This is a genomic window from Streptomyces sp. NPDC008313 (genome assembly GCF_042956125.1).
GTDB lineage: Bacteria > Actinomycetota > Actinomycetes > Streptomycetales > Streptomycetaceae > Streptomyces.
Window position 1 is genome coordinate 184,045 of record NZ_JBIBFR010000013.1, and the last position, 26,065, is coordinate 210,109.

General features: G+C 73.3%; 20 protein-coding genes. 8 read left to right on the plus strand and 12 right to left on the minus strand.

Annotated elements, in window-relative coordinates:
• Positions 1 to 3 precede the first annotated feature (3 nt).
• The 8 genes from ftsW to rsmH form a co-directional block, all read right to left on the minus strand.
• Positions 4 to 1,365, minus strand: a complete 1,362-nt coding sequence (gene ftsW, locus ACFY93_RS19445; RefSeq protein ID WP_391360327.1) for a putative lipid II flippase FtsW — start codon at positions 1,363 to 1,365, stop codon at positions 4 to 6.
• A 79-nt stretch (positions 1,366 to 1,444) separates the two neighbouring features.
• Entirely contained in the window at positions 1,445 to 2,863 is a 1,419-nt protein-coding gene (gene murD / locus ACFY93_RS19450; RefSeq protein ID WP_391360330.1) for a UDP-N-acetylmuramoyl-L-alanine--D-glutamate ligase, read from the minus strand.
• The gene (gene mraY / locus ACFY93_RS19455) at positions 2,845 to 3,918 is read right to left on the minus strand and encodes a phospho-N-acetylmuramoyl-pentapeptide-transferase (protein ID WP_391360333.1); all 1,074 of its coding nucleotides are present in this window, start codon (positions 3,916 to 3,918) and stop codon (positions 2,845 to 2,847) included. The genes murD and mraY overlap by 19 nt, the downstream gene beginning before the upstream one ends.
• Complete coding sequence (murF, locus tag ACFY93_RS19460; protein WP_391360336.1) at positions 3,915 to 5,330, minus strand: UDP-N-acetylmuramoyl-tripeptide--D-alanyl-D-alanine ligase; 1,416 nt, start codon at positions 5,328 to 5,330, stop codon at positions 3,915 to 3,917. The genes mraY and murF overlap by 4 nt, the downstream gene beginning before the upstream one ends.
• Positions 5,331 to 5,334: 4 nt before the next feature.
• Positions 5,335 to 6,855, minus strand: a complete 1,521-nt coding sequence (locus ACFY93_RS19465) for a UDP-N-acetylmuramoyl-L-alanyl-D-glutamate--2,6-diaminopimelate ligase (protein ID WP_391360337.1) — start codon at positions 6,853 to 6,855, stop codon at positions 5,335 to 5,337.
• Between the two features lie 175 nt (positions 6,856 to 7,030).
• Positions 7,031 to 8,977, minus strand: a complete 1,947-nt coding sequence (locus ACFY93_RS19470; RefSeq protein ID WP_391360340.1) for a penicillin-binding transpeptidase domain-containing protein — start codon at positions 8,975 to 8,977, stop codon at positions 7,031 to 7,033.
• Positions 8,978 to 8,982: 5 nt separating this feature from the next.
• A complete protein-coding gene (locus tag ACFY93_RS19475) occupies positions 8,983 to 9,516 on the minus strand; it encodes a hypothetical protein (protein WP_391360343.1) in 534 nt (177 codons plus the stop codon).
• A 75-nt stretch (positions 9,517 to 9,591) separates the two neighbouring features.
• Positions 9,592 to 10,548, minus strand: coding sequence for a 16S rRNA (cytosine(1402)-N(4))-methyltransferase RsmH (gene rsmH / locus ACFY93_RS19480; protein ID WP_391360346.1), 957 nt, complete (start codon positions 10,546 to 10,548; stop codon positions 9,592 to 9,594).
• Positions 10,549 to 11,020: 472 nt separating this feature from the next.
• Between rsmH and ACFY93_RS19485 the strand changes: the two genes are divergently transcribed.
• From ACFY93_RS19485 to ACFY93_RS19500, 4 genes are all read left to right on the plus strand, one after another.
• Positions 11,021 to 11,566 (plus strand): carbonic anhydrase, encoded by a 546-nt coding sequence (locus ACFY93_RS19485; protein WP_391360347.1) that lies wholly within the window; start codon positions 11,021 to 11,023, stop codon positions 11,564 to 11,566.
• A gap of 270 nt (positions 11,567 to 11,836) precedes the next feature.
• The gene (locus tag ACFY93_RS19490; RefSeq protein ID WP_391360350.1) at positions 11,837 to 12,877 is read left to right on the plus strand and encodes an AAA family ATPase; all 1,041 of its coding nucleotides are present in this window, start codon (positions 11,837 to 11,839) and stop codon (positions 12,875 to 12,877) included.
• On the plus strand, positions 12,877 to 14,250 hold the full coding sequence (locus tag ACFY93_RS19495; RefSeq protein ID WP_391360353.1) for a DUF58 domain-containing protein: 1,374 nt from the start codon (positions 12,877 to 12,879) through the stop codon (positions 14,248 to 14,250). The genes ACFY93_RS19490 and ACFY93_RS19495 overlap by 1 nt, the downstream gene beginning before the upstream one ends.
• Entirely contained in the window at positions 14,247 to 16,646 is a 2,400-nt protein-coding gene (locus ACFY93_RS19500; protein ID WP_391360356.1) for a transglutaminaseTgpA domain-containing protein, read from the plus strand. The genes ACFY93_RS19495 and ACFY93_RS19500 overlap by 4 nt, the downstream gene beginning before the upstream one ends.
• A gap of 343 nt (positions 16,647 to 16,989) precedes the next feature.
• Here ACFY93_RS19500 and ACFY93_RS19505 read toward each other — a convergent pair whose 3' ends face one another.
• The 3 genes from ACFY93_RS19505 to ACFY93_RS19515 all read right to left on the minus strand — a co-directional run bounded on the left by ACFY93_RS19505 (position 16,990) and on the right by ACFY93_RS19515 (position 19,289).
• Complete coding sequence (locus tag ACFY93_RS19505) at positions 16,990 to 17,400, minus strand: DUF3040 domain-containing protein (RefSeq protein ID WP_391360358.1); 411 nt, start codon at positions 17,398 to 17,400, stop codon at positions 16,990 to 16,992.
• 274 nt (positions 17,401 to 17,674) lie between these two features.
• Positions 17,675 to 18,502 (minus strand): methyltransferase, encoded by an 828-nt coding sequence (locus tag ACFY93_RS19510; protein ID WP_391360361.1) that lies wholly within the window; start codon positions 18,500 to 18,502, stop codon positions 17,675 to 17,677.
• Positions 18,503 to 18,722: 220 nt separating this feature from the next.
• On the minus strand, positions 18,723 to 19,289 hold the full coding sequence (locus tag ACFY93_RS19515) for an SAV_6107 family HEPN domain-containing protein (protein ID WP_391360363.1): 567 nt from the start codon (positions 19,287 to 19,289) through the stop codon (positions 18,723 to 18,725).
• Between the two features lie 219 nt (positions 19,290 to 19,508).
• Between ACFY93_RS19515 and ACFY93_RS19520 the strand changes: the two genes are divergently transcribed.
• The 4 genes from ACFY93_RS19520 (at position 19,509) to ACFY93_RS19535 (ending at position 25,064) form a co-directional block, all read left to right on the plus strand.
• Positions 19,509 to 20,417, plus strand: a complete 909-nt coding sequence (locus ACFY93_RS19520) for an ATP-binding cassette domain-containing protein (protein WP_391360365.1) — start codon at positions 19,509 to 19,511, stop codon at positions 20,415 to 20,417.
• On the plus strand, positions 20,389 to 22,473 hold the full coding sequence (locus ACFY93_RS19525) for a YhgE/Pip family protein (protein WP_391360368.1): 2,085 nt from the start codon (positions 20,389 to 20,391) through the stop codon (positions 22,471 to 22,473). The genes ACFY93_RS19520 and ACFY93_RS19525 overlap by 29 nt, the downstream gene beginning before the upstream one ends.
• Positions 22,474 to 22,508: 35 nt before the next feature.
• A complete protein-coding gene (locus ACFY93_RS19530) occupies positions 22,509 to 23,138 on the plus strand; it encodes a TetR family transcriptional regulator (RefSeq protein WP_391360370.1) in 630 nt (209 codons plus the stop codon).
• 408 nt (positions 23,139 to 23,546) lie between these two features.
• Entirely contained in the window at positions 23,547 to 25,064 is a 1,518-nt protein-coding gene (locus ACFY93_RS19535) for an FAD-dependent oxidoreductase (protein ID WP_391360372.1), read from the plus strand.
• 63 nt (positions 25,065 to 25,127) lie between these two features.
• Here ACFY93_RS19535 and ACFY93_RS19540 read toward each other — a convergent pair whose 3' ends face one another.
• Positions 25,128 to 26,054 carry a hypothetical protein gene (locus ACFY93_RS19540; RefSeq protein WP_391360375.1) on the minus strand — a complete coding sequence of 309 codons (927 nt, stop codon included), beginning with the start codon at positions 26,052 to 26,054 and terminating at the stop codon, positions 25,128 to 25,130.
• Positions 26,055 to 26,065 lie beyond the last annotated feature (11 nt).

The window sequence follows — 26,065 nt, forward strand, 5'->3', positions numbered from 1 at the left end:
AATTCACCGCTCTCCGGACGAACGCGCCGAGGCGCGCCGTCGCATCGTGTTCCACTTCCGAGGCCCCGCTCCCCCCGCGGAGCCTCTCACCGCAGCTCGCTTTCTACCAAAGCGAGGTTGCCGCATCGCGAGCGCCGCCCGTGCAGCGGGTTCGTCCCGTGCGAAGGCGATCAGCAGACCGATGGCGAACATGGTCGGAAGCAGGGCGGAACCCCCGTAGGAGAACAGCGGGAGCGGGACTCCGGCGATCGGCAGCAGACCGAGCACCGCACCGATGTTGATCACCGCCTGAGCGGTGATCCAGGTGGTCACACCTCCCGCGGCGTACCTCACGAAGGGGTCCTCCGTGCGTCCGGCCACGCGGATACCCGCATAGCCTAGAGCCGCGAAGAGGGCGAGTACCGACAGCGTCCCCGCGAGGCCGAGTTCCTCCCCGGTAATGGCGAAGATGAAGTCGGTGTGCGCTTCGGGCAGTTGCCCCCATTTCTCCACGCTGGCGCCGAGTCCGGATCCGAAGAGTCCGCCGGAGGCGAGAGCGTAGATGCCGTGCACGGCCTGCCAGCAGGTGTCGTCGGGGCCCGGTTCGGTGGCGCCTATGCAGGCGAGACGGGCCATCCGGTTCGGACTGGTCCTGATGAGGACGATGCCGATGGTGGCGGCGACGGAGAGCACACCGGCGAAGAGCCGGGTCGGTGCCCCGGCGAGCCAGAGCAGGCCGAAGAGGATGGCCGTGAGGATGATCGCGGTGCCCATGTCGCCGCCGAGCATGATCAGTCCGAGCAGCATGAACGCGGCCGGGACGAGCGGCACCAGCATGTGCTTCCACTGGGCCAGCAGCCGCTTGTCCTGTTTGCGGGCGAGCAGGTCGGCGCCCCACAGCACCAGCGCCAGCTTGCCGAACTCGCTCGGCTGGAGCTGGAAGGGGCCGCCGACGGAGATCCAGTTCTGGTTGCCGTTGACCGCCACTCCTATCCCCGGCACCTGCACAAGGATCATCAGAAAAACGGATCCCGCGAGGATCGGGTACGCCAGGGCCCGGTGCAGCTTCACCGGCATCCGCGAGGCGGCCAGCAGCAGTACGGTGCCCAGGACGGCGGCGAAGAACTGCTTGCGGAAGAAGTACGACCCCGGCAGCGACAGCTGCAACGCGGTGATCATGGAGGCCGAGTAGACCATCACCAGACCGAGTCCGGTGATGAGCAGACTGCTGCCCATGATCAGGTAGTACGCGGTGAGCGGCCGGTCCCAGGCGCGGCGGGCGCGCTGGAACAGCCGGCCCGGGGAGCTGTCGTGCGAGGCCCGCGCCGCGGCGGGTCCGGATGCCCCCCGCTGCACGGGAGGTCTGCGGGTACGGCTACCGGGCATCAGCGCCTCCACACCCGCGGCGAACCGGCCACAACGGTGTCACGCGTCCCTCCCGAGTCCGCCCGGCGAGGCGGCCGGGTCAGGAGCGCAGTTCGCGTACCGCCTGGGCGAACGCGTCACCGCGCTTGTTGTAGTTGGTGAACATGTCCATGGAGGCACAGGCCGGCGCGAGCAGTACCGTGTCCCCGGGCCCGGCGAGCCGTCGTGCCTCCCGGACGGCCTCGGGCATCGCCCCAGTGTCCGTCCGGCCCAGGTCGACGACGGGTACTTCCGGGGCGTGTCGCGCGAGCGCTTCCCGGATGAGGGCGCGGTCCCGGCCGATCAGGACGGCCCCCTTCAGCCGCTGGGCGGCCCCCGCGACCAGCTCGTCGAAGACGGCGCCCTTGGCGAGGCCGCCCGCGATCCACACGACCGACTCGTACGCGGCCAAGGAGGCCTCGGCGGCATGCGTGTTGGTGGCCTTGGAGTCGTCGACGTAGGCGACGCCGTCCACGTCGGCGACGTGCTCGATCCGGTGGGCGTCCGGCCGGAAGGCGCGCAGCCCGTCCCGTACGGCCGCGGCGGGCACCCCGAAGGAGCGCGCGAGTGCCGCCGCCGCGAGGGCGTTGGCGATGTTGTGCGGGGCCGGCGGGTCGACGTCGGAGACCTCGGCGAGTTCCTGGGCGTTCTTCTGCCGGTCCTCGACGAAGGCCCGGTCCACCAGGATGCCCTCCACGACGCCGACTTGGGAGGGGCCGGGCGTGCCGAGCGTGAAACCGACCGCCCGGCAGCCCTCCTCGACGTCCGCCGCGCGCACCAGGTCCTCGGTGGCCTTGTCGGCCACGTTGTAGACGCAGGCGACCCGGTTGCCCTCGTAGACGCGGCCCTTGTCGGCGGCGTACGCCTCCATGGAGCCGTGCCAGTCGAGGTGGTCGGGGGCCAGGTTGAGCACGGCCGCTGAGTGGGCGCGCAGCGAGGGCGCCCAGTGCAGCTGGTAGCTGGAGAGTTCGACCGCGAGCACGTCGTACTCGGTGTCGCCGAGCACGACGTCCAGCAGCGAGACCCCGATGTTGCCGACGGCGGCCGTGCGCAGGCCCGCCGCCTCCAGGATCGAGGCGAGCATCCGTACGGTCGTGGTCTTGCCGTTGGTGCCCGTGACGGCGAGCCACGGCGCGGCGCCGGGGCCGCGCAGCCGCCAGGCCAGTTCGACGTCGCCCCAGACCGGCACACCGGCCTCGGCGGCAGCGGCGAAAAGCGGCTTGTCGGGCTTCCACCCGGGTGTGGTGACGATCAGTCCGGTGCCCTCGGGCAGGGTCGCTCCGTCGCCGAGGCGGACGGTGACGCCGAGCGCCTCCAGATCCGCCGCCTGGGCCCGGGAGCGCTCGTCGTCGCCGTCGTTGACGACGGTGACGACGGCGCCCAGACCGTGCAGGACGCGGGCCGCCGGGATCCCGGAGACGCCGAGTCCGGCGACGGTGACGTTCTTGCCCTGCCAGTCGGTCACTTCTGTGCTGCCCATCCCGCGTAGAAGAGGCCGAGTCCGACGATCACGCACATGCCCTGGATGATCCAGAAGCGGACCACGACCAGGACCTCGGACCAGCCCTTGAGTTCGAAGTGGTGCTGGAGCGGAGCCATCCGGAAGACGCGTCTGCCGGTGAGGCGGAACGAGCCGACCTGGATGACCACCGACATGGTGATGAGGACGAAGAGGCCGCCGAGCAGCGCGACGAGCAGCTCCGTGCGGGAGCAGATCGCGAGGCCGGCGAGCGCGCCGCCGAGCGCGAGGGAACCGGTGTCCCCCATGAAGATCTTGGCGGGCGAGGTGTTCCACCACAGGAAGCCGAAGCAGGCGCCCATCAGGGCGGCGGCGACGACCGCGAGGTCCAGCGGATCGCGCACCTCGTAGCAGGCGCTCGGGTTGGTCAGCGTGTTCGCGTTGGCGCAGGACTCCTGGAACTGCCAGACGCCGATGAACGTGTAGGCGCCGAAGACCATCGTCGCCGCGCCGGTCGCGAGACCGTCCAGACCGTCCGTCAGGTTCACGCCGTTGGACATGGCGAGAATCATGAACAGCGCCCAGATGACGAACAGCACCGGGCCGATCGTCCAGCCGAAGTCCTGGACGAAGGAGAGCTTGGTGGAGGCCGGGGTGTTGCCCCGGTTGTCCGCGAACTGCAGCGCGAGGACGGCGAAGCCGATGCCCACGATCAGCTGTCCGGCCATCTTCGCCTTGGCCCGCAGACCCAGCGAACGCCGCTTGACGATCTTGATGTAGTCGTCCAGGAAGCCGACCAGGCCCATCCCCGCCATCAGGCCGAGCACCAGCAGACCCGAGAAGGTCGGCGGGTAGCCCGTGATCACCTTGGACAGGAAGTACGCGATGATCGTCGCCAGGATGAAGGCGATACCACCCATGGTCGGCGTACCGCGCTTGCTGTGGTGCTCGCGCGGGCCGTCGTCCCGGATGTACTGGCCGTACCCCTTGCGGGCCAGCAGCTTGATCAGCAGCGGCGTGCCGATCAGAGTCAGGAACAGACCGATGACTCCCGCGAACAGGATCTGCTTCATCATCGGGCGGCGACCTCACCCTCGGCACCGGTCTCGAGCAGCGCCTGCGCCACGCTCTCGAGCCCGACCGACCGGGACGCCTTCACGAGAACGACGTCTCCCGGGCGCAGCTCGCTGCGCAACAGGTCGACAGCCGCCTGTGCGTCGGACACGTGCACCGACTCCTCACCCCACGAACCCTCGTTGTATGCGCCCAGTTGCAGCCAGGACGCTTCCCTGCCCCCGACCGCGACGAGCTTGCCGACATTGAGCCGGACGGCGAGCCGTCCGACCGCGTCGTGCTCGGCGAGCGCCTCGTCCCCGAGCTCGGCCATCTTGCCGAGCACCGCCCAGGTCCGCCGCCCCTCGCCCATCGCCGCGAGCGCGCGCAGGGCGGCTCGCATGGACTCGGGGTTCGCGTTGTAGGCGTCGTTGACGACCGTCACGCCGTCCGGGCGCTCGGTGACCTCCATCCGCCAGCGGGAGAGGGAGCCCGCCTCGGAGAGCGCACGGGCGATCTCGTCTGCGGACATGCCCAACTCATGGGCGACGGCGGCCGCGGCGAGCGCGTTCGACACGTGGTGCTCACCGTACAGGCGCATGGTCACATCACTGCACCCGGAGGGTGTGTGAAGGCTGAAGGAGGGCTGTCCGCCGCCGGTGAGGCGGACGTTCTCGGCACGTACGTCCGCTTCGTCGGACTCGCCGAAGAGGATCACGCGTGCCTTCGTGCGGGAGGCCATCGCGCGGACGAGGGAATCGTCGGCGTTCAGGACGGCGACACCGCCGTCCTCGGCCGCCGGCAGGGCCTCGACGAGCTCGCCCTTGGCCTGCGCGATCTGCTCGCGGCCGCCGAACTCGCCGATGTGGGCGCTGCCGACGTTGAGGACGATGCCGATCCTGGGGGGTGTCAGCGAGGCGAGGTAGCGGATGTGGCCGATGCCCCGGGCGCCCATCTCCAGGACGAGGTAGCGGGTCTCCTCGGTGGCGCTGAGCGCGGTGAGGGGCAGTCCGATCTCGTTGTTGAGGGAGCCGGGCGTGAAGACGGTGGGTGCCTTGCGCCCCAGCACCTGGGCGACGAGGTCCTTGGTGCTGGTCTTGCCCGCGGAGCCGGTGAGGGCGACGAGGGTGGCGCCGAGCCGTTCGACGACGTGCCGTGCGAGCGCCCCGAGGGCGCTCTGCACGTCGTCGACGACGATCGCGGGGACACCGACGGGACGCGAGGCCAGTACGGCGGCGGCCCCCGCGGCGACGACGTCGGCGGCGAAGTCGTGGCCGTCCACGCGTTCACCGGCGAAGGCGACGAAGAGGCTGCCGGACTCCACTTCCCGGGAGTCTCTGACGACGGGCCCGGTGACCAGTACGGCCGGATCCGGTATGTCGTGCGTCTGCCCGCCGACGACTGCTGCGATCTCGGCGAGAGAGAGGGCGATCACAAGTTCATCCCTGGGTCTGCTGGATAGCTTCGCGAAGCACCTGGCGGTCGTCGAAGGGACGGACCACACCGGCGATGTCCTGGCCCTGCTCGTGGCCCTTGCCCGCGACCAGCACGGTGTCACCGGGCCGGGCCCGGGCGACGGCGGCGGCGATGGCGGCGGCACGGTCCTCGAAGACCTGCACCTCGCCGCGCTCGTGCGCCGGTACCTCGGCGGCGCCGGCGAGCATCGTCGCGAGGATCGCCAGGGGATCCTCGCCACGGGGGTTGTCGGAGGTCAGTACGGCGGTGTCGGCGAGCCGGGCCGCGGCCGCGCCCATCGGCATCCGTTTCGTCCTGTCCCGGTCGCCGCCGCAGCCGAGCACGATGTGCAGCCGGCCCTCGGTGACCTTGCGCAGCGCGCGCAGCACCGACTCGACGGCGTCCGTCTTGTGCGCGTAGTCGACGACCGCGAGGTAGGGCTGGCCGGCGTCCACCCGCTCCAGCCGGCCCGGGACGCCGGGCACCGCGGCGACGCCGTCGGCGGCGGACTGCGGGTCGAGCCCGGCGACGGCGAGGGCGACGACGGCGGCCAGGGTGTTCGCCACGTTGAAGGGGCCCGCGAGCGGTGACTTCGCGGAGATCCGCACGCCCTCGGGGCCGACGACGGTGAACGTCGAGTCCAGCGGGCCGACTTCGACGTCCTCGGCACGCCAGTCGGCGTCCGGGTGGCCCTCGGCGGAGAAGGTGACGACGGAGACGCCCGCCTCCTTGGCCAGCCGGCGCCCGTACTCGTCGTCGAGGTTGACGACGCCGAGCCTGCTGCGCTCCGGCGTGAACAGCTGTGCCTTGGCCTGGAAGTAGTCCTCCATGCCGGAGTGGAACTCCATGTGCTCCGGGCTGAGGTTGGTGAAGACGGCGATGTCGAAGACGCAGCCGTCGACCCGGCCGAGGACCAGGGCGTGGCTGGAGACCTCCATGGCGACCGCCTCGACGCCGCGCTCCCGCATGACCGCGAAGAGGGCCTGCAGGTCGGTGGCCTCGGGGGTGGTGCGCTCCGACTTGATGCGCTCGTCGCCGATGCGCATCTCCACCGTGCCGATCAGGCCGGTGCTGCGGACCGTCCTCAGACCGCCCTCCACGAGGTACGCGGTGGTGGTCTTGCCGGAGGTCCCGGTGATGCCGATCTGGAGCAGGTCGCGTCCGGGCCGGCCGTAGAGGGTGGCGGCCAGTTCGCCCATCCGCGCGCGCGGGTCGTCGACGACGAGGACCGGCAGGCCCGTCGCCGCTGCGCGCTCGGCGCCCGTCGGGTCGGTCAGCACGGCGACGGCGCCGAGGCCCGCGGCCTGGGTCACGAAGTCGGCGCCGTGCATCCGGGCGCCGGGCAGCGCGGCGTACAGGTCGCCGGGGCGCACGGCGCGGGAGTCATGGGTGATGCCCGTGACCCCGGCGTCGCTCCGCGGCCGGGCGGTACCCAGCTGACCGGCGAGTTCCGCGAGGGGTGTGGCGGAGTTCCGAACCGGTCGCGGCGGCCCCGGGTAGGTCACAGGAGCGCCCTTCTGGGTGTTTTGGGACTGATCAGCGTGTGGCACGGCGGTGAGCGTACCGGGCGCACCCCCGCCGGAGCGAAGTGAGGGGCGGGGGGCCGGGTCGTTGCCCGGGCCGGGAGTGATCGTTGTCACGGGCGGTTCCTGATCGGTGGTTCTGGACGTACGGGAACGGCTAGAAAGTGACGGGCAGGCGGGCGGGCCCGGCGCCGGTGGGTGGGACCTGGAGGGTCTTCAGGGCGAACTCCATGACCTGCTTGTAGACGGGTCCGCAGATCTGGCCGCCGAAGTAGCTGCCCTGTGTGGCGTTCTGGATCACGCAGTAGACGGTGACGCGGGGCTTGTCGGCGGGCGCGAATCCGGCGAACGAGGACGTGTAGCCGTGGTACTTGCCGGTGGCCGGATCCACGCGGTTCGCCGTACCCGTCTTGCCCGCGACGCGGTAGCCGGGGATGCGCGCCTTGCTGCCGGTGCCCTCCTCGTCGTCCACCACGGACTCCAGCATCCGCGCGACCGTCCGCGCCGTCTTCTCGCTGACGACCCTGGTCTTCTTCGGCTCGGCGGCCGGGGTGAAGCGGCCGTCGGGTCCCCTGGTGCCGCGCACGAGGCTCGGCTCGACGCGAACGCCGCCGTTGGCGATGGTCGAGTACACGGAGGCGGCCTGCATCGCGTTGACGGAGACGCCCTGGCCGAAAGGGATCGTGTACTGCTGCGAGGTGGACCACTTGCCGGGGGGCGCGAGGATGCCGTTGGTCTCGCCGGGGAAGCCGAGGCCGGTGGCGCCGCCGATGCCGAACTTGCGCAGATACGAGTAGAGGACCTGGTTGGCCTGCTTCTGGGTCTTGCCGAGCTGGCCGGTGGCCAGGATCGTCCCGATGTTGCTGGACTTGGCGAGGACGCCGTTGAGCGTCAGGTTCCAGGTGTCGTGGTCGACGTCGTCCTGGAAGAGCCGGTCGCCGCGGTGCAGCCGGTTGGGCACGATCACGTGCGTGGCGGGGGTGGCGACGTTCTCCTCGATGACGGCGGCCATGGACATGACCTTGGCGGTGGAGCCGGGCTCGAAGGCGTCCTGGACGGCGGCGTTGCCGAGCGCGTCCGGGTCGGCGTCCGAGAGGTCGTTGGGGTCGAAGCCGGGCGAGTTGGCCATGGCCAGGACCTGTCCGGTGCGGGTGTCCTGGACGATGACGTAACCGCGGTCGGCCGCCGACTCCTCCACCTGCTTGCTGATCGCGTTCTGGGCGGCCCACTGGATGTCCCGGTCGATGGTGAGCTCGACGTCGGAACCCGCCACCGCGGGCGTCTCCGTGGAACCGGCGGTCGGCACCTGGCGGCCGCCGGACTGGGCGTAGCGGATCTTGCCGTCCTTGCCGGCCAGCGTCCCGTTCAGCTGCTGCTCGATGCCGCCGCCGCCCTTGCCCGCGGCGTTGACCCAGCCCAGTATCCCGGCGGCGAGTTCGCCGTTCGGGTAGACCCGCTTGCTGGCGGGGACCGCGAGGACGCCGGCCAGGACGTTGACCGTGCCCTTGTCGGTCTCGGCCTTGGCCGCGAGGGTCTCCTTCAGGTCCTGGATCTGCTTCCAGACCTGCGGGGTCCTGCGGTGCGCGAGCAGGGTGTAGCGGGTGTTCCTGGTGCCGAGCTTCTCGGCGACCCGTTCGGCGCTCTGGTTCAGGATCGGGGCGAGGAGGGCCGCGGCCTGCTGGGGAGCGTCGTTCGTCTTCGTGGCCTTCGGCGTGAACATCGTGGGGTCGGCGGTGATGTCGTACGCGTCCACGCTGGTGGCCAGCTCGACGCCGTTGCGGTCGGAGATCCCCCCGCGTTCGGCGGCCAGGGTGCGGCCCACGTACCGGTTCTGCTCCGCCTTGGCGGTGTAGGTGCTCGCGTCGACGGCCTGCACCTGGAGCAGCCGTACGACGAAGGCGAGCACGACCAGGGTCAGCGCGAGGCCGACCAGCCGGAGCCGGGGCCGCGGGCTGCCGAGCCGGATGACGCGGGGGCCGCCCGCTCCGGGGGCGCCCGGACGGCGCGGGGGCCGGACGCCGGGGCCCGGACGCCGTCCGCCGCTCGGGCGTACGGGCCTGGCGGGGCCGGGCACGCGGCGGCGCGGCGGTTCCCTGTCGGACACTTCCGTCACCTGCCGGAGTTCGTGGAGGGCTGTGCGGACGGGGTGGGCGCGGCGTCCCGCCCGGAGGGGCCGGCCGGATCACCGGCCGGGGAGGCGGCCGCGGTGGGCGCCGGGTACGGCAGCGGGGCGAGGACCTCGGGCGGCCGCACCACCCGGGTGCTGACGCCGGACTGCCCGGCGGCGGCCGAGGGGACGCCCCTGACGGTGCCGTCGGGGTCGAGGAAGACGGGGTCGCCGCCAGGGACCATGCCCAGCTCGCTGGCGCGCCGCATCAGGGCGTCGGGCGCGGAGTAGGCGTCCACGTCGCGCTGGAGCTGCTGCTCCTCGTCGGTGAGGCTCTTGGTGTCGTCCTGGAGGTCGTCGAGGCGGAACGCCCCCTCGCTGAGCGCGGAGTTCAGCACCAGGAGGCAGATCAGGCCGCCGCCGAGCAGCAGCACGACCAGCAGGACGAAGGGGGTGCGGGCGGCCTTCCGCGCGCCGGCCGGGAAGAGCCGGGCGAGCCGGGCGGCCCTGCCCCTCAGCTCGGGTCTCCTGCTCACGCGTCCTCCCGGTGAGGCGGCTTCGGCGTACGCGCCCTTCCCCTCGTGTGCCTCACACGTCCCCCTTCTCGTGGCTCATTCGGCGTCCTCGCGGATGCGTTCGGCTCCCCGCAGGCGGGCGGGGGCCGCCCGGCGGTTCTCGGCGATCTCCTCCTCGGTGGGAAGTTCGGCACCGCGTGTCAGCAGCTTGAGCCTCGGCTGGTAGCGCTCGGGCACCACCGGCAGCCCGGGCGGCGCCGTCGAGGCGGCGCCGGCCGCGAACACCTGCTTGACCAGCCGGTCCTCGAGGGAGTGGTACGAGAGGACGGCGATCCGGCCGCCGACCGCGAGACTCCTCACGGCCGCGGGGATCGCCTGCTCCAGGACGGTGAGTTCGCCGTTGACCTCGATGCGCAGGGCCTGGAAGGTGCGCTTGGCGGGGTTGCCGCCGGTGCGCTTGGCGGCCTGCGGCAGCGCGTCGCGGATCAGTTCGACGAGGCGTGCGCTGTTGGTGAAGGGCTCCTTCTCGCGCTCGCGCACGACGGCGGAGACGATCCGCTTGGCCTGCTTCTCCTCGCCGTAGGCCCGCAGGATCCGTACGAGTTCGCCGGCCGGGTAGGTGTTGAGCACCTCGGCGGCGCTGATGCCGGTCGTCTGGTCCATGCGCATGTCGAGCGGCGCGTCCTGGGCGTAGGCGAAACCGCGGTCCGCCTCGTCCAGCTGCATCGAGGAGACCCCGAGGTCGAACAGGACGCCCTGGACGCGCGGCAGGCCCAGCCGGGCGAGCACGTCGGGGAGTTCGTCGTAGACCGCGTGCACGAGGGTGGCCCGGTCGCCGAAGGGCGCGAGCCGTTCACCGGAGAGGCGCAGCGCCTCCTTGTCCCGGTCGAGGGCGACGAGCCGGGCCTCGGGGAACCGGCTGAGCAGCGCCTCGCTGTGGCCGCCGAGGCCGAGGGTGCAGTCGACGACGACGGCGCCCGGTCCGGCCAGGGCCGGGGCCAGCATGTCCAGGCACCGTCGGAGCATCACCGGGACATGTCGACTCTGGCTCAAGGGGCCCTCTCAGATCCGGCGCGGCCGCACGCACCGCCGGGTCCCCGCCCTGTGCCGGCCGGTGCCGGGGAGATGCCCCGGTGAGGGGGTGGCCCGCCGGCGCCGGAAGCGTCAGCCGGCCGGAAGCGGAAGGGGGCCGAGCCGTACGTACGCGCCGCGCACGCGGGGAGGCTCCGGAAAGTCGCCGGGCCTCCGGGGAATGCTGTCCAGCGGGGAGAGCCTGGCCCTCCCGCTTCGCGTCACTTTAGTCCACGGTGTCGCGCGGTCAATCAACCGGCCTGCGCGTCGCGGGCCGCTCGCGGCGGGCCTCGCGGCGGCGTGCCGGGACCCGCGGCGACGGCGGACACGCGGGGAACTCCGGCGCGACGGGTTCCCGTCCCGGTTGTGGATCGCGTCACAACAATCCGCGATCATGTTCTTTGTCCCCTCCCACAGCGGGCCCGTGCGGCGGGTGACCAGTAACGTCATAGGCATGACGACTTCCGCATCAGTACCCACAGAACCCGAGGACGCCATAGCGGCCGGCACCGTCACGGACCGTCTGGTCGACGCCAACGAGCGCTACGCCGCCGCCTTCACCGACCCCGGGATGGACGCCCGTCCGGTGCAGAAGGTGGCGGTGGTGGCCTGCATGGACGCCCGCCTCGACCTGCACCGGGCGCTGGGGCTGGACCTGGGCGACTGCCACACCATCCGCAACGCCGGTGGTGTCGTCACGGACGACGTGATCCGCTCGCTCACCATCAGCCAGCGGGCGCTCGGCACCCGCAGCGTCGTGCTCATCCACCACACCAACTGCGGCATGCAGTCGATCACGGAGGACTTCCGGCACGACCTGGAGATGGAGGTGGGCCAGCGTCCGTCGTGGGCGGTGGAGGCCTTCCTCGACGCCGACCAGGACGTGCGGCAGTCGATGCAGCGGGTGCGCACCTCGCCGTTCCTGCTGGCCACCGACGACGTACGCGGATTCGTCTTCGACGTGAAGACGGGCCTGCTGCGCGAGGTCGACCCCTCGTAGGACCGCCTTCCGCGGTGTCCCGCGGGGGGGTTTCGCACCACGTCGTCCCGCAGGCGGCCACTCCGGTTCCGCCGCTCCCGAAAGGGCATCAAACCGACAAAGCGCGGGCAGTTGTCCACAGGCGAGTGACACGAACCGGTAACGGCAACAAGAATGCGGGGGTGACGTCGCGCGGAACCTCTCCCGCGGGACGTCCGTGTTCCGGGGTGGGCCGGTCGGCATCGCAGAGCGTCGGCCCGGAGTAAGAGAGAACGGGCCGAGGAGGGCCGGGTGACGACCTATGACGATCGAGCGAGCCTTACAGATCTGACCGCCACTGTGGAGCGTGTCCGCAGTTCGGTGGAAGGAGTGATCGAAGGCAAGCCAGAGGTCGTACGGCTTTCGCTGACCGTACTGCTAGCCGAGGGACACCTGCTGATCGAGGATGTCCCCGGCGTCGGCAAGACCATGCTCGCCAAGGCACTGGCGCGGTCCATCGACTGCTCCGTGCGCCGTATCCAGTTCACCCCCGACCTGCTGCCCTCGGACATCACGGGTGTGTCCATCTGGGACCAGCAGCGCCGGGACTTCGAGTTCAAGCCGGGCGCGATCTTCGCGCAGATCGTGATCGGCGACGAGATCAACCGCGCGTCCCCGAAGACGCAGTCCGCCCTCCTGGAGTCCATGGAGGAGCGCCAGGTCACCATCGACGGGCAGACCTACGAGCTGCCCAGCCCGTTCATGGTGGTGGCCACGCAGAACCCGGTCGAGATGGAGGGCACCTACCCGCTGCCCGAGGCACAGCGCGACCGTTTCATGGCCCGGGTCTCCATCGGCTATCCGAGTGCCGAGGCCGAGCTGCAGATGCTGGACGTCCACGGCGGGGTCTCCCCGCTGGACGACCTCCAGCCGGTGGCGCACGCGCACGAGATCGTCAAGCTGGTCGACGCCGTCCGCTCGGTGCACGTCGCCGATCCGGTGCGGCGGTACGCGGTGGACCTCGTCGCGGCCACGCGCACCCACCCCGATCTCAGACTCGGGGCCTCGCCGCGCGCCACCCTGCACCTGCTGCGCGCCGCTAAGGCCTCCGCTGCGCTCAGCGGCCGGGACTACGCGCTCCCCGACGACATCCAGGCGCTCGCGGTGGCCGTCCTCGCCCACCGCCTGCTGCCCACCGCGCAGGCGCAGCTGAACCGGCGCACGTCCGAGCAGGTCGTCCAGGACATCCTGCAGCGCACCGCCGTCCCCGCCGCCGCTCCCCTGCCGCAGAACGGCTTCCCGATGGGCCGCGGCACCCCCGCCTACGGCCAGCAGCCTCCCCGGAGGCTGTGATGACGTCCGCCGCGGCCGCGCACGCGGACGACGACGGCGGCGGCGACCGGGGCGGGCTGCGCACGGCGCTCGCCGGGCTCACCACCCGCGGGCGCTCCTTCCTGGCCGCCGGGATCGCCGCCGCCGTCTGCGCCTATGTCCTGGGGCAGAGCGATCTGCTCCGGGTCGGGCTGCTGCTCGCCGTGCTGCCGCTGGTCTGCGCGACCGTGCTGTACCGCACCCGCTACCGCGTGGCGGGCAGCCGCCGGCTGTCCCCCGGACGCGTGCCCGCCGGGTCCGAGGCCCGCGTCCACCTGCGGATGGACAACGTCTCGCGGCTGCCCACCGGGCTGCTGATGCTCCAGGACCGGGTGCCGTACGTGCTCGGTCCGCGGCCCCGGTTCGTACTGGACCGGATGGAGGCGGGCGGGCGCCGCGAGGTGTCCTACCGGGTCCGTTCGGACCTGCGGGGCAGGTACCCGCTGGGGCCGCTGCAGCTGCGGCTGACGGATCCCTTCGGGATGTGCGAGCTGACCCGGTCCTTCTCGTCGTACGACACGCTGACGGTCGTCCCGCGCGTGGAGGCGCTGCCGCCGGTCCGGCTGAGCGGCGAGGCCAAGGGGCACGGCGACGGGCGGCAGCGGTCGCTCGCGCTGGCGGGCGAGGACGACGTGATCCCGCGCGGCTACCGCTACGGCGACGACCTGCGCCGGGTGCACTGGCGGCTGACCGCGCGCTACGGCGAGCTGATGGTCCGCCGCGAGGAGCAGCCGCAGCGCTCGCGCTGCACGGTGCTGCTCGACACGCGGGCCACCGCGTTCTACGGGGCGGGCCCGGACTCCGCCTTCGAGTGGGCCGTCTCGGGTGCCGCGTCGACGCTGGTGCACATGCTCGAACGGGGCTTCTCGGTGCGGCTGCTGACGGACACGGGGAGTTCGGTGCCCGGCGAGGGGGCCGACGGGTTCGCGGGCGCGAGCCAGGAGTCGGCGGACGCGGCCGGGCTGATGATGGACACCCTCGCCGTGATCGACCATTCGGACGGCACCGGTCTGGCTTCCGCCCACGACGCGCTCGGCGCGGGGAGCGAGGGACTCCTGATCGCCTTCCTCGGCGATCTGGACGAGGAGCAGGCGTCGGTGCTCGCCGGAATGCGGCGGCGCAGCGGCGGAGCGGTCGCGTTCCTCCTGGACAGCGACACCTGGACACGCGAGACGGCCGATGTCCCCGGGCCGTCGGACCCGAGCGAGGAGCGGCTGCGGATGCTGCGCGAGGCGGGCTGGACCGCCCTGAAGGTGCCACGGGGGGCGAGCCTCGCCGACCTGTGGCGGCAGGCCGACCGGCAGCGCGTGGAGCTGGCCCGGACGGGCGGCACGGCGGGGGGTGACCTCTCGTGAGCGGGCTCGCGCGGCTGACGCTGTGCGCGGCGGCGGCCACGCTGATGGCCGCCTGCGCCCTGCTGCCGCTGGTCGACCCGGCGACCTGGCTCCTGCAGGCGGTGATCCTGGTCGCGATCCAGTCGGGTGTGGGCGCGCTGGCCCGGAGGGTCCCGCTGGCCCGGCCGCTGACCGTGGCGGTGCAGGCGCTGGTGGCGCTTGTGCTGCTGACGCTGGTCTTCGCCCGGCAGCAGGCCGTCGCCGGGTTCGTGCCGGGCCCGGACGTCTTCCACCAGTTCCAGACGCTGTTCCAGGCGGGCACGGACGACGTCGGGCGGTACTCCATACCGGCCCCACTGACCGACGGCATCCGGCTGATGCTGGTCGGCGGTGTCCTGGTCATCGCTCTCGCCGTGGACGCGCTGGCGGTGACGTTCCGCAGCGCCGCCCCGGCCGGACTGCCGCTGCTCGCGCTGTACTCGGTCGCGGCGGGGCTCTCCGACTCGGCCGCCTCGTGGCTGTGGTTCCTGCTGGCGGCGAGCGGTTATCTGATGCTGCTGCTGGCCGAGAGCCGCGACCGGCTCTCGCAGTGGGGGCGCGTCTTCGGCGGCGCCGCCCGGCTGCCCGGCTCGAGCCAGGGGCCGGGCGCGATCGCGCCGGTGCGTACCGGACGGCGTATCGGCGCGGTCGCGCTGGGCGTCGCCCTGGTGGTGCCGCTCGCGCTGCCCGCCCTGCACGGCGGGCTGCTGGACGGCGCGGGCGCCGGTGTCGGTTCGGGCTCCGGGGGCGGCGGCACGATCTCCGCGGTCAACCCCCTGGTGTCCCTGCGCGACAGCCTGAACGTGAACGAGGACCGCGAGGTCCTGTCGTACCGCACCGACACGGAGGAGACCCAGGACCTGTACCTGCGGATCGTCGCCCTCGACGAGTTCGACGGCACCGCCTGGAAGCCGGCCCGGCGGCACATCCTGGACGTCCCGGGCACCCTGCCGCCCCCGAACGGCCTGAGCGGCGACGTCCGGCAGACGGAGATCAGGACGCGGATATCGGCGGCCGACTGGTACGCGCAGGAATGGCTGCCGATGCCGTATCCCGCGAGCCGGGTGGACGTGGAGGGCAAGTGGCGCTACGAGCCCGTCGGTCGGACCCTCGTCGGTGACCACGGCCAGAACACCAAGGGCCTGCGGTACGACGTCTCCAGCCTGATCGTGCGGCCGACCGCCGAACAGCTCGCGGCGGCGCCCGAGCCGCCGGCGACGCTGGAGCGCGAGTTCACGAAGGTCCCGGACTCGCTGCCCGCGGTGGTCGCCGAGACCGCGCGGGAGGTCACCGACGGCGCGGCCAACAACTACGAGCGCGCGGTGAAACTGCAGGACTACTTCGCCGTGAACGGCGGGTTCACCTACGACACCCAGGTGCAGGTGGGCAGCGGCTCGGCGGCCATCGCCCGCTTCCTGAAGGACAAGGAGGGCTTCTGCGTCCACTTCTCCTTCGCCATGGCGTCGATGGCCCGGACGCTGGGGATTCCGGCCCGCGTCGCGGTCGGCTTCACCCCGGGCTCCCCGAAGGCGGACGGTTCGATGTCGGTCGGGCTGCGGGACGCGCACGCCTGGCCGGAGCTGTACTTCGAGGGCGTGGGCTGGACGCGTTTCGAGCCGACTCCGAACCGGGGCACGGTCCCGGAGTACACGCAGACCCAGACCCCGGGCGGTGACGTCCCGGACGTGCCGCGGCCCTCGCGCTCGGCGGCCGCTGCGCCCTCCGACGAGCCGTCCGCCGACCAGAGCTGCTCGGCCGAGCAGAAGCGGCTCCAGGGCTGCGAGAGCCAGGCCCCGCAGGCCGTGGCGGGCTCGGACGGCGGCGGACCGCCGTGGCCCCTGATCCTCGGGCTGGCCCTGGCGGGACTCGCGGTGCTCGCCGTGCCGCTGCTGCCGATGCTGTGGCGGCTGCGGATCCGGTCGGTACGGCTCGGCGGGCACGCCCGCACCGAGGCGGACGCGGCCGCGTACACGCTGGCGGCGTGGCAGGAGGTCTCCGACACGGCCTGGGACCACGGCATCCCGCCGGACGAGTCGCTGACCCCGCGCACGGCGGCCGCCCGGATCGTACGGCTGGGGCGTCTCGACCCGGCCGCGGCCGAGGCGGTGCACCGGATCGCGGCGGCGGTGGAACAGGTGCTCTACGCCCCGCGACCGCGCCCGGCGGCGGGGCTCGGCGAGGACGCCCGGCAGGTGGCGCGCGCCCTGCACTCCGCGGTGAGCCGCCGTACGCGGCTGCGCGCACGGTTCGCCCCCCGCTCCGCCGTCCGGGTGGCCTGGGCGGCGGCGGACCGCTGGGCCGCCCTCCGCGCCGACGCGGCCGCCCGGAGGACGGCCCTGGTGAACCGCCTCCGCCCCGCGGCGGGCGAGAATCCCTGACCGAGGGCGCCGCCCACCGTCGCCGCCCACCGTCCCGTCGCCCCGCGGGCACCGTCCCGCGGGGCGAACGGGGCTTCCCGGCCTGGACGGGGGCGGGACCCCGGGGCAACGGGAGCATCACGGCCCGGACGGGGTCGAGAGCGCGGCGGCAGCGGGAATCTCCGGCCCGAACGGGCCGGAGGCCCGGGCGAACGGGGTCGACCCGCCCGGACGAGGTCGCAGACCCCCGGGCGGCGGGCACGGGGCATGAGCGCCGGGCGCGATGCGCCGGGGGTACGCGTGAGGGGCGGCCACCGCTCGGGTGGTCGCCCCTCACACACGATCGCGAGGCCGTCCGGAGGACCTAGCCCTGCTCGTCCCGCCTCCGCTGCCACCGTTCCTCGATGCGGTTCATCATGGAGCGCCGCTGCCGCGCCTGCCGCCTCGTCGCGGGGGCGCCCGGCGCACCGGGTGCTCCCGGCGTGGCCGGCTGCTCACCCGGCTTGGGCGCCTTGCGCCATCCGGTGACCGCGAGCACCGCGCATCCGAGCATGACGAGGAAACCCACCACGCTCACCCAGATCTGCTGTGCGACCATTCCGGCCATGAGGAGCGCGATACCCACCAGGAAGCCCACGACCGCCTGGTAGACCCGTCGTCGGGTGTACGTACGCAGCCCGCTTCCCTCAAGCGCTGTCGCGAACTTGGGATCTTCGGCGTACAGCGCTCGCTCCATCTGCTCGAGCATTCGCTGCTCGTGCTCCGAGAGCGGCACGGAGTCCTCCTCATCGTGCAGTCGCCGGGGCGACCGGGGGTCCCCTTCAGGATAGGCAGGGAATCGCCCCCGTGAAACCCGCCCCTCTACGCCAATCGACCAACCGGAACCCGCCATGGCACTCCGACTCACTGAAGCGTGCATTCCCCAGCGGACGGCCCGTCATGCCGGACGGTCTCCCTCGATCATACGGCGCCGGGCGCTCGATCGGGTGGCCTGTGGCGTACTCCATCTGCCGCCCCGTCGCTGATCAGCGGCGCGTCACGGCGGAGGCTCAGCCGCGGCCGGTGGTCCGGGTCTCGCCGAGCACGTGGAGCTGGGTGGCCACGGAGTGGAACGCGGGGAGCTCGGCGGCCGCAGCCTCCAGCTCCAGCAGCGCCTCCTTGGCGCTCGGCTCGGTGTCCACGAGGACACCGGGGACGAGGTCGGCGAAGACCCGCACGCCGTGCACGGCGCCGACGTCGAGGCCCGCGCCCTCGACGAGCGCGGTGAGCTGTTCGGCGGTGAACCGGTGCGGTACGGGGTCGGCCTCGCCCCAGCGTCCGTCCGGGCTCTCCAGGGCCTGCCGGGCCTCCGTGAAGTGCCCGGCGAGGGCGCGGGCGAGGACCGCTCCGCCGAGGCCGGCGGCGAGCAGGCTGAGGACGCCCTCGGGGCGCAGCGCCGCCACCACGTTGCGGACGCCCTCCGCGGGGTCGTCGACGTATTCGAGGACGCCGTGGCACAGCACCGCGTCGTAGCCGCCGCGCTCGACCACGTCGAAGAGGCCGTGCGCGTCGCCCTGAACGCCCTGGACGCGGTCGGCGACGCCGGCCTCGGCGGCCCGGCGCTCCAGCGCGAAGAGCGCGTTCGGGCTGGGGTCGACCACGGTGACGCGGTGGCCGAGGCCGGCCACGGGCACCGCGAAGTTGCCGCTGCCGCCCCCGGTGTCGAGCACGTCGAGCGACTCCCGGCCGGTGGCCTTGACCCGGCGGTCGAGGGCGTCCTGGAGGACGTGCCAGACGACGGCGGTGCGGAGGGAGGCGCGGGACCGGGAGGGGTCGGAGCGCAGCGACGCCGCCGGGGGCTGGTGGCGGGTGGCGGGCGGGCGCATCGGGTCCGACACGGCAGTTGACTCCTCGGCGCGGCGCCGCCTTGGGCACGGCGGCGCGATACGGGGCGCCCCACCGGCCCCGGGCAGGGACGGGAGGACTTCAGGCGCCCTCCACCCTATTGCCTCCTCCCCCCTGTCCGGACGTCCGTCTCACCGGGGCGCGCACGGCCGTCCGGCCGGACCGCGGGCGGCCTCCGTCCCGCCGGTCCGGCGCGAGCGCGGGTGCCGCCGCTCAGCCCGCGTCCTGCACCTCGCGGCCGCCGCCTCCCCCGGGGGCAGGGCGGCCGGGTTCCTGGCGGGGCAGCGGCAGCACGGGCTGCGGGACCAGCATCCGCTCGACCAGGCGCAGAAACATCTCCACGTCGCGTATCAGGTCGTCGGCGTCGCGGGTGCCCGCCGCTCCCTGTATGCCCGCCTCGGCGCGGGCCCGGCGGGTGGCTCCGGAGGCGAAGAGGGCGCTCCACTCGGTCAGCTCCGGAGCGATCTCCGGGAGCACTTCCCAGGCGCTGCGGATGCGGGCCCTGCGGCGGGGGGTGCTCTCCGGGCGGCCGCGCGCGGCGAGCACGGCGGCGGCGGTGCGCAGGGCGGCGAGGTGGGCGATGGCGTAGCGCTCGTTCGGTGTGCCCAGGGCGACCGCCTCGTCGAGCGCGGCGCGGGCCTGGGTGAGCAGGTCGAGGGCGGCGGGCGGCGCCGAGGCGCGGCGCAGCACGGGGTGCACGTCGCTCGCCGGGCCGGTCAGTGAGGGGGCAGGGCCGGTGGCGCGGCGCCGGCGGGCGGCGGCTGCGGAAGAGCTGGCCATGACGAACCTCCTGTCGTCGTGTGACGGCACTGTGGCCGTATGTACCCATCGTGAGGTATGGCACTGACAATCCGTTCTGACCTGGGCTTTTGCTTCGATCGCGAGTTCGGGCTAGTTTTTGGACTGACCAGTCAGTTCAAAATCCGGCCGGGTGGGCACCCGTGCCCCGGGAGCGGTGGGACCACCCCGCTCCGTACGGCCGGACGGGAGGGGAGAGCTGTGGGCGAAGCGTGTGCCGTCGCCGTCGGCGCCGAGGGGTTCGGGCTCAGGGGCCCGCGCGGCTGGGCGTTCCGGGGGGTCGACGTCGAGGCGGCCCCGGGTTCGCTCGTCGCGGTGGAGGGGCCATCCGGGAGCGGCCGGACGTGTCTGCTGCTCGCCCTCACGGGGCGGATGCGGCCGACGGAGGGGCGGGCCACCGTGGGCGGCCGGGAGCTGCCCCGGCACATGGCGACGGTACGGGGGTACAGCTCGCTCGCCCATGTCCCCGGTGTCACCGAACTGGACCCCGCCCTGACCGTCGGCGAGCACCTGCTCGAACAGGCCCTGCTGCGCCGGCGGTTCCAGGGGTCCCTCACGGAGTCCCTGCGCGAGCTGGCCCGGCCGCGTGCCGAGCGGAGGGCGCGGGCCCGGCAGCGGGCCGGGGCCGCGCTGACCGCCGCCGGACTCGACCCGTCCACGCTGCCCAAGGGCACCCGCACCGCCGTTCGGGACCTGGAGCGCCTGGAGGCGCTGCGGCTGTCCGTCGCCATGGCGCTCGTCGGCGGCCCGCGGCTGCTGGGCGTCGACGACGTGGACCTGAAGCTGTCGGACGCCGAGCGGGCCGAGGCCTGGGCGCTGCTGAGGTCGCTGGCCGCGTCGGGGATCACGGTCGTGGCGGTGTGCAGCGAGGCCCCCGGCGGCGACGTGACGGTCGTGTCCACGGCTCCCCGGAACGGGAACGACGCCGGGCCCGCCCACACCCCGCCCGTCGGACCCGCCGAACCCGCCGCAGCGGCCGCCGACGCCGAAGAGACCGTCCCGCCCCCCGCCCAGGACCACGGCGACCAGATCGACCACGCCGACCACGCCGACCACGCCGACCACGACAAGGAGACCGCGGATGCGCTCGCCGAGACTCGCCGCGCTTGAGCTGAGGCGCTTCGGCCGGGGCAGGCTCCCGCGCGCCGCGCTGGCCGCGCTCCTGCTGCTGCCCCTGCTCTACGGCGCCCTCTACCTGTGGTCCTTCTGGGACCCGTACGACCGTCTCGACCGCATCCCCGTGGCGCTGGTGAACGACGACGAGGGGGCGAGCGCCGGGGGCCGGAAGATCGCGGCGGGCGACGACCTCACGCGGGGCCTGCGCGAGAGCGACACCTTCGAGTGGCACGAGGTGAGCGCGGCCGAGGCGCGCGGGGGGGTCGAGGACGGCACGTACTACCTGTCGCTGACCATGCCGGCCGACTTCAGCCGGCGGATCGCCTCCAGCGCGGGCGACTCCCCGGAGGCGGGCGCCCTGCGGGTGCGGACGAACGACGCGAACAACTACATCGTCGGGCAGATCTCCCGGACGGTGTTCAGCGAGGTGCGCGCGGCGGCGTCCACGAAGGCCTCCCGGTCCTTCCTCGACCGGATCTTCATCTCGTTCTCGGACATCCACGGGCAGACCGTGAAGGCGGCCGAGGGCGCGGACAAGCTGTCGGGCGGCATCGGGAAGGCGAAGAAGGGCTCGAAGGACCTCGCCGACGGCCTCCAGGAGGCCAAGAAGGGCAGCGGCAGGCTGTCCGGTGGCCTGCGGAGGCTCGACAAGGGCGCGGGCGACCTGGAGGACGGCTCCCGGCAGGTCTCGGAGGGCACCCAGAAGCTGGCGGACAAGGTCAACGGGGTCGCGGACGAGGTGGGCCCGTTCCTGAAGGACAACGAGAAGTCGATCGGCGACACGGCGCGGCTCGTCGCCGACTCCGCCTCCGCCGTCCGGCACAACCTGGACACGCTGGTGAAGGCGGCGCCGACGGCCGCGACGGGCGCCCACAAGGCCTCCGACGCGCTCACTGCCGTGTACCGGGCCCGCTGCGAGAACCTGCCCGTCCCCGACCCCGCCTGCCCCGACCTGAAGCGGGCGAAGACGGCCGCGGCGGACGTGGCGAAGGTCGCCGACGACCTGAACACGCTGATCGCCGACCAGGACGGCGACCTCGACACGCTCGACGACGACCTCGCGACGCTGCAGAAGCAGGCCCAGCGGCTCGCCGACCGCTCCCCGCACCTCTCCGAGGACCTCGACGACGCCGTCTCCAGGATCAACAAGCTGAACTCGGGCGCGGGCAAGGTCGCCGCGGGCGCGAAGAAGCTGCACACCGGGCTCGGCACGGCCAAGACGGGCGCCGCCGATCTCGACACGGGGGTGGGCGCGCTGAAGACGGGCGCGAACGACCTCGAAGGAGGCATGTTCAAGCTCGCCGACGGCTCCGGGAAGCTCGCCGGGGGGCTGCACGACGGCGCCGGCCGGATCCCCGACTACGACGAGCACGACCGCGACCTGCGCACCCGGGTCATGGCCGACCCCGTCCGGCTCGCCTCCCAGGACCTGCACAAGGCACCCAACTACGGCACCGGGTTCGCCCCGTACTTCATCCCGCTGTCCCTGTGGGTGGGCGCGATGGTGGCGTACATGCTGATCCCGCCGCTGAACCGGCGCGCGCTCGCCGCCGGCGCCGGGGCGTGGCGCATCGCCCTGGCGGGCTGGCTGCCGGTGGCGGTGCTGGGGGTGCTCCAGACGGCGGCGCTGCTGGCCGTGCTGCACTGGGCGATCGGCCTGCAGATGGTCCGGGCGGCCGGGACTCTGGGCTTCCTGTTCCTGGTGACCGCCTGCTTCGCGGCGATCGTGCAGTGGCTGAACGCGCGCTTCGGGGCGGCGGGGCGCATCCTCGTCCTGGCCCTGCTGATGCTCCAGCTGACGTCCGCGGGCGGCACGTACCCGGTGCAGACCAGTCCGGCCTTCTTCAACGTGCTGCACCCCTTCCTGCCCATGAGCCACGTCGTCGACGCGCTGCGGAGACTGATCACCGGCGGGGGCCTCGGGCCGGTCTGGGAGGCGTGTGCCGTGCTCGCCGCGTTCACCGCGGGCGCCCTGGCGCTCACCGCGCTCTCGGCGCGCCGACAGCAGGTGTGGACGCTCGACCGGCTGCATCCGGAGCTGAGCCTGTGACCGTTCACGCCGCCGGTCCTGTGAGAATCGGGGCCATGGAAAGCAGCAGCAGCACGGGCGCCGTCGGCGGCCGCCGCGAGGCGACCCGGCAGAAGCTCTACGAGGCGGCCGTCACGCTCATCGCCGAGCAGGGGTTCTCGGCCACCACGGTCGACGAGATCGCCGAGCGCGCCGGCGTCGCCAAGGGCACGGTCTACTACAACTTCGCCAGCAAGTCCGTCCTGTTCGAGGAGCTGCTGCGGCACGGGGTGGAACTCCTCACCGCATCCCTGCGGGAGGCCGCCGAGCGGACCGCGCGCGACGGGGGGAGCAAGGTCGACGCGCTGGACGCGATGATCCGCGCCGGTCTGGTCTTCATCGACCGCTACCCGGCCTTCACCCAGCTGTACGTGGCCGAGCTGTGGCGCACCAACCGGGCCTGGCAGTCCACCCTGATGGTGGTCAGGCAGCAGGCGGTCGCGGTCGTCGAGGACGTGCTGCGGGAGGGGATGGCGAGCGGCGAGCTCAGCGACGAGATCGACGTCCCGCTGACGGCGGCGGCGCTGGTGGGGATGGTCCTGGTGGCCGCGCTGGACTGGCAGTCGTTCCAGCCGGAGCGCTCCCTCGACGACGTCCACTCGGCGCTGTCGCGGCTGCTGCAGGGACGCGTGAGCGGCGGCCGCTGACCCTCGCCGGCCGGTGTCCGGACGACGAAAGCGCCGGTCCGCCGTGGCCGCGTCCCCGCGGGCCGTGCCGGACCGGCGCTCGCCGTGCTCCCCCGTGCTCCCCGTTGATCCCCTGTGCGGTGGTCCGCCGCGGGGCCCCCGTGCCTCGCTCCCGCCGACACGTCGGCGGAAGGAGCGGTCGGGGGCGCCGGACCGTTCCGCCGCCCCGTGCCGGCGGTGCCGGAGCCGTGCCCCTTTCCGTGCCTCCACTCTCCCGTCCGGCCGCCCTCCGCCCCATCCGCGCGCGTACTCATCTCGGGCACTGAGTACCCGTACTCAGATCCGCGCGCCGGGGGCTCGGGACCGGGCCGGTGGTGTGCCGGCGGGCTGGTCGCGGCGGCGTAAGCGGCGGCGGATAAAGTCCCTGGCATGGCACGGATTGCGGTGATCGGCGCCGGGATGGGCGCCATGGCGGCGGCTGCCCGGCTGGCCGTCGCGGGCCACCGGGTGGTGGTGTACGAGCGCGCGGCGACGTACGGCGGAGCGGTGGGCCGGTTCGAGCGCGACGGGTTCCGCTTCGACACCGGTCCGGGGCTGCTGCCGCTTCCGGCGGTCCACCGCGACCTGTTCGTCAAGACCGGCAAGGAGTCCCTGGAGGACCGCGTCGAGCTGGTCCAGGTCGACCCTGCCGCCCGGCACGTCTTCGCCGACGGCACGGAGGTCCTGCTGCCGAACGCCTCGCGGGCGGGTGTGGTCGCCACGCTGGGCGCGGCGCTCGGCGCGGGAGCGGGCGAGCGCTGGGGCGACTTTCTGGTCAGGGCGCGCGAGGCGTGGGACCGGACGCGGCGCCCGCTGCTGGAGGAGCCGCTGTGGCCGGACTGGCGGGTCCTCGGGGAGCGCGAGCCGTACCCGGCGGTGCCGCACAAGCGGCGCCTGCGCACCCGGCGGGCCGGGACGCTCGCCGAGGTCGGCGCCTGGGAGCTGCGTGACCCGCGGCTGGCCGCCCTGCTGGAGAGTCACGCGCTCGCGTACGGACTGGATCCGCGGACGGCCCCGGCGAGCGCCGCCGTGCTGCCCTACATGGACCACGCCTTCGGCACCTGGTATGTGCGCGGCGGCGTACGGGAGTTGGCGCGTGCCGTGTACGAGCGGTGCCTGGCCCGCAGGGTGGAGTTCCGCTTCTCCACCCCCGTCGGCGGGATCGTCACGTCGGACGGCCGTGTGAGCGGCGTCGCCCTCGCGGCGGGTGCCGGGGACGGCTCTCCCGAAGGCACCGTCGAAAACGCCGACCTGGTCGTCGCGGGCGTCGCCCCCGTCGTGCTGGAGTCGCTGCTCCCCGGCACGCGGGTGCGCGGCGACGGCAGGGTCCCGACACGGCGCGCGGCGCCGAGCCGGCTGTGCGTGCTGCTGGCGCTGCGCGGCGGGCGGCCGGAGGGCACGGCGCACCGGACGGTGGTGCACGCGGCGGACCGCGACGAGGAGCTGGGCCGCGTCTTCGGCGAGCGTCCCGGGTTCCCGGCCGCGCCCACCGTGACCGTCTCCCGTCCCGACGACCCGGCGCTCGTGCCGGACGCGGACCACGAGGCGGTCGTGCTGACCGTGACCGTGCCGTCGGGTCTCGCGGTGTCGGAGGCGGACGTCGAGCGGGTCCTCGCGGTCGCCGGGCGTGCCGTGCCGGACCTCGCGGACCGTCTGCTGTGGCACGAGGTCCGTACGCCGTCGGACGTCGCGGACGCGACCGGCGCGGAGGGTGGCGCCGTACCGCCGCCCGCCCTGGCCGCAGCGGACGGCAGGCTGCTGTACCCGTCGAACAGCACGGGCCTGCCGGGCCTGTTCACGGTCGGCGGCTGGTCGCACCCCGGTGGCGGGCTTCCGCACGCGGGCATGTCGGGGGCGCTGGTCGCCGGACTGATCGTGGAGGGACCGGACTTCCGGGGCTCGCAGTAGGACACGGACGCGGCAGCCCCGTCGGCGGGGCCGCGCGCGGCGCGCTCGGAACCGGTACCGCGCTCAGAACCGGTACTGCTCGTCGTACCCGTTGCCGTTGCCCTGGCCCTGCTGCTGGCCGTTCTGGTCGTACGGGTAGGGCTGCTCCGGCGGGAGTTCGCCGCCGTACTGGTCGTCGGCGGCGCGCTGCTGGGGGACCCAGGGGCCGGCGGCCGGGGTCTCGCCGCCGTAGCTCCCGGTGGCGTACTGGTCCTGCGCGTACGCCTGTTGCCCGCCGTACTGGCCGGGGTCGGTGTAGCCGGTCTCGTAGGAGGTGTCGCCGCCGTACGTCTGCGCGCCGGCGTACGGGTCGGAGTAGGCGGCGTACTGCTGCTGCTGACCGGTGTCGTAGCCGTACTGCTGCTGGTCGTACCCGGAGTAGCCGTCGTACGCGTAGGCCTGCTGGTCCTGGCTCTGGCCCGGGTTCGCGTACGCCGGGTCGGAGGCGGCCGCGTAGGCGGTGTCGCTGTAGACGCCGTACTGGCCGGTGTCCTCGGGCAGGGGCTGCGGCTCGTACACGGCGGTCGTCTCGCCGGCCATGGCGGGCTGCGCGGGCCTGAAGACGTCGTCGCGGTCGTCGTCGTCCTCGTACCCGCCCGGGTCCGCCGTGCCGGGCCCGGCCGCTTCGAGGCCGGACACCTCCAGCGTCGGGTCCCGGTGCTCCGCCTCGCCGCGGCGCCGCTTGCTCGGGCCCGGACGGGCGCCGATGGCCCAGCCGGTCGAGAAGCCGCGGCGGAAGGAGAGCGTGACGTACGTCTGGCCCACCGCGAACGCCGCCGCCCCGAGGCCGATGACCACCACGGAGGGGATCAGCACACCGAGGACCACGCCCAGGAAGCCGACGAAGGCGAGCAGCCGGTAGCGCAGCCGCGCCTTGTACTGCAGCAGGACCTCGCCGAGCAGCCACAGCGCGACGACGCCGAACGCGATATAGAGGACCGTCCAGCCCATGTACGCCCCTC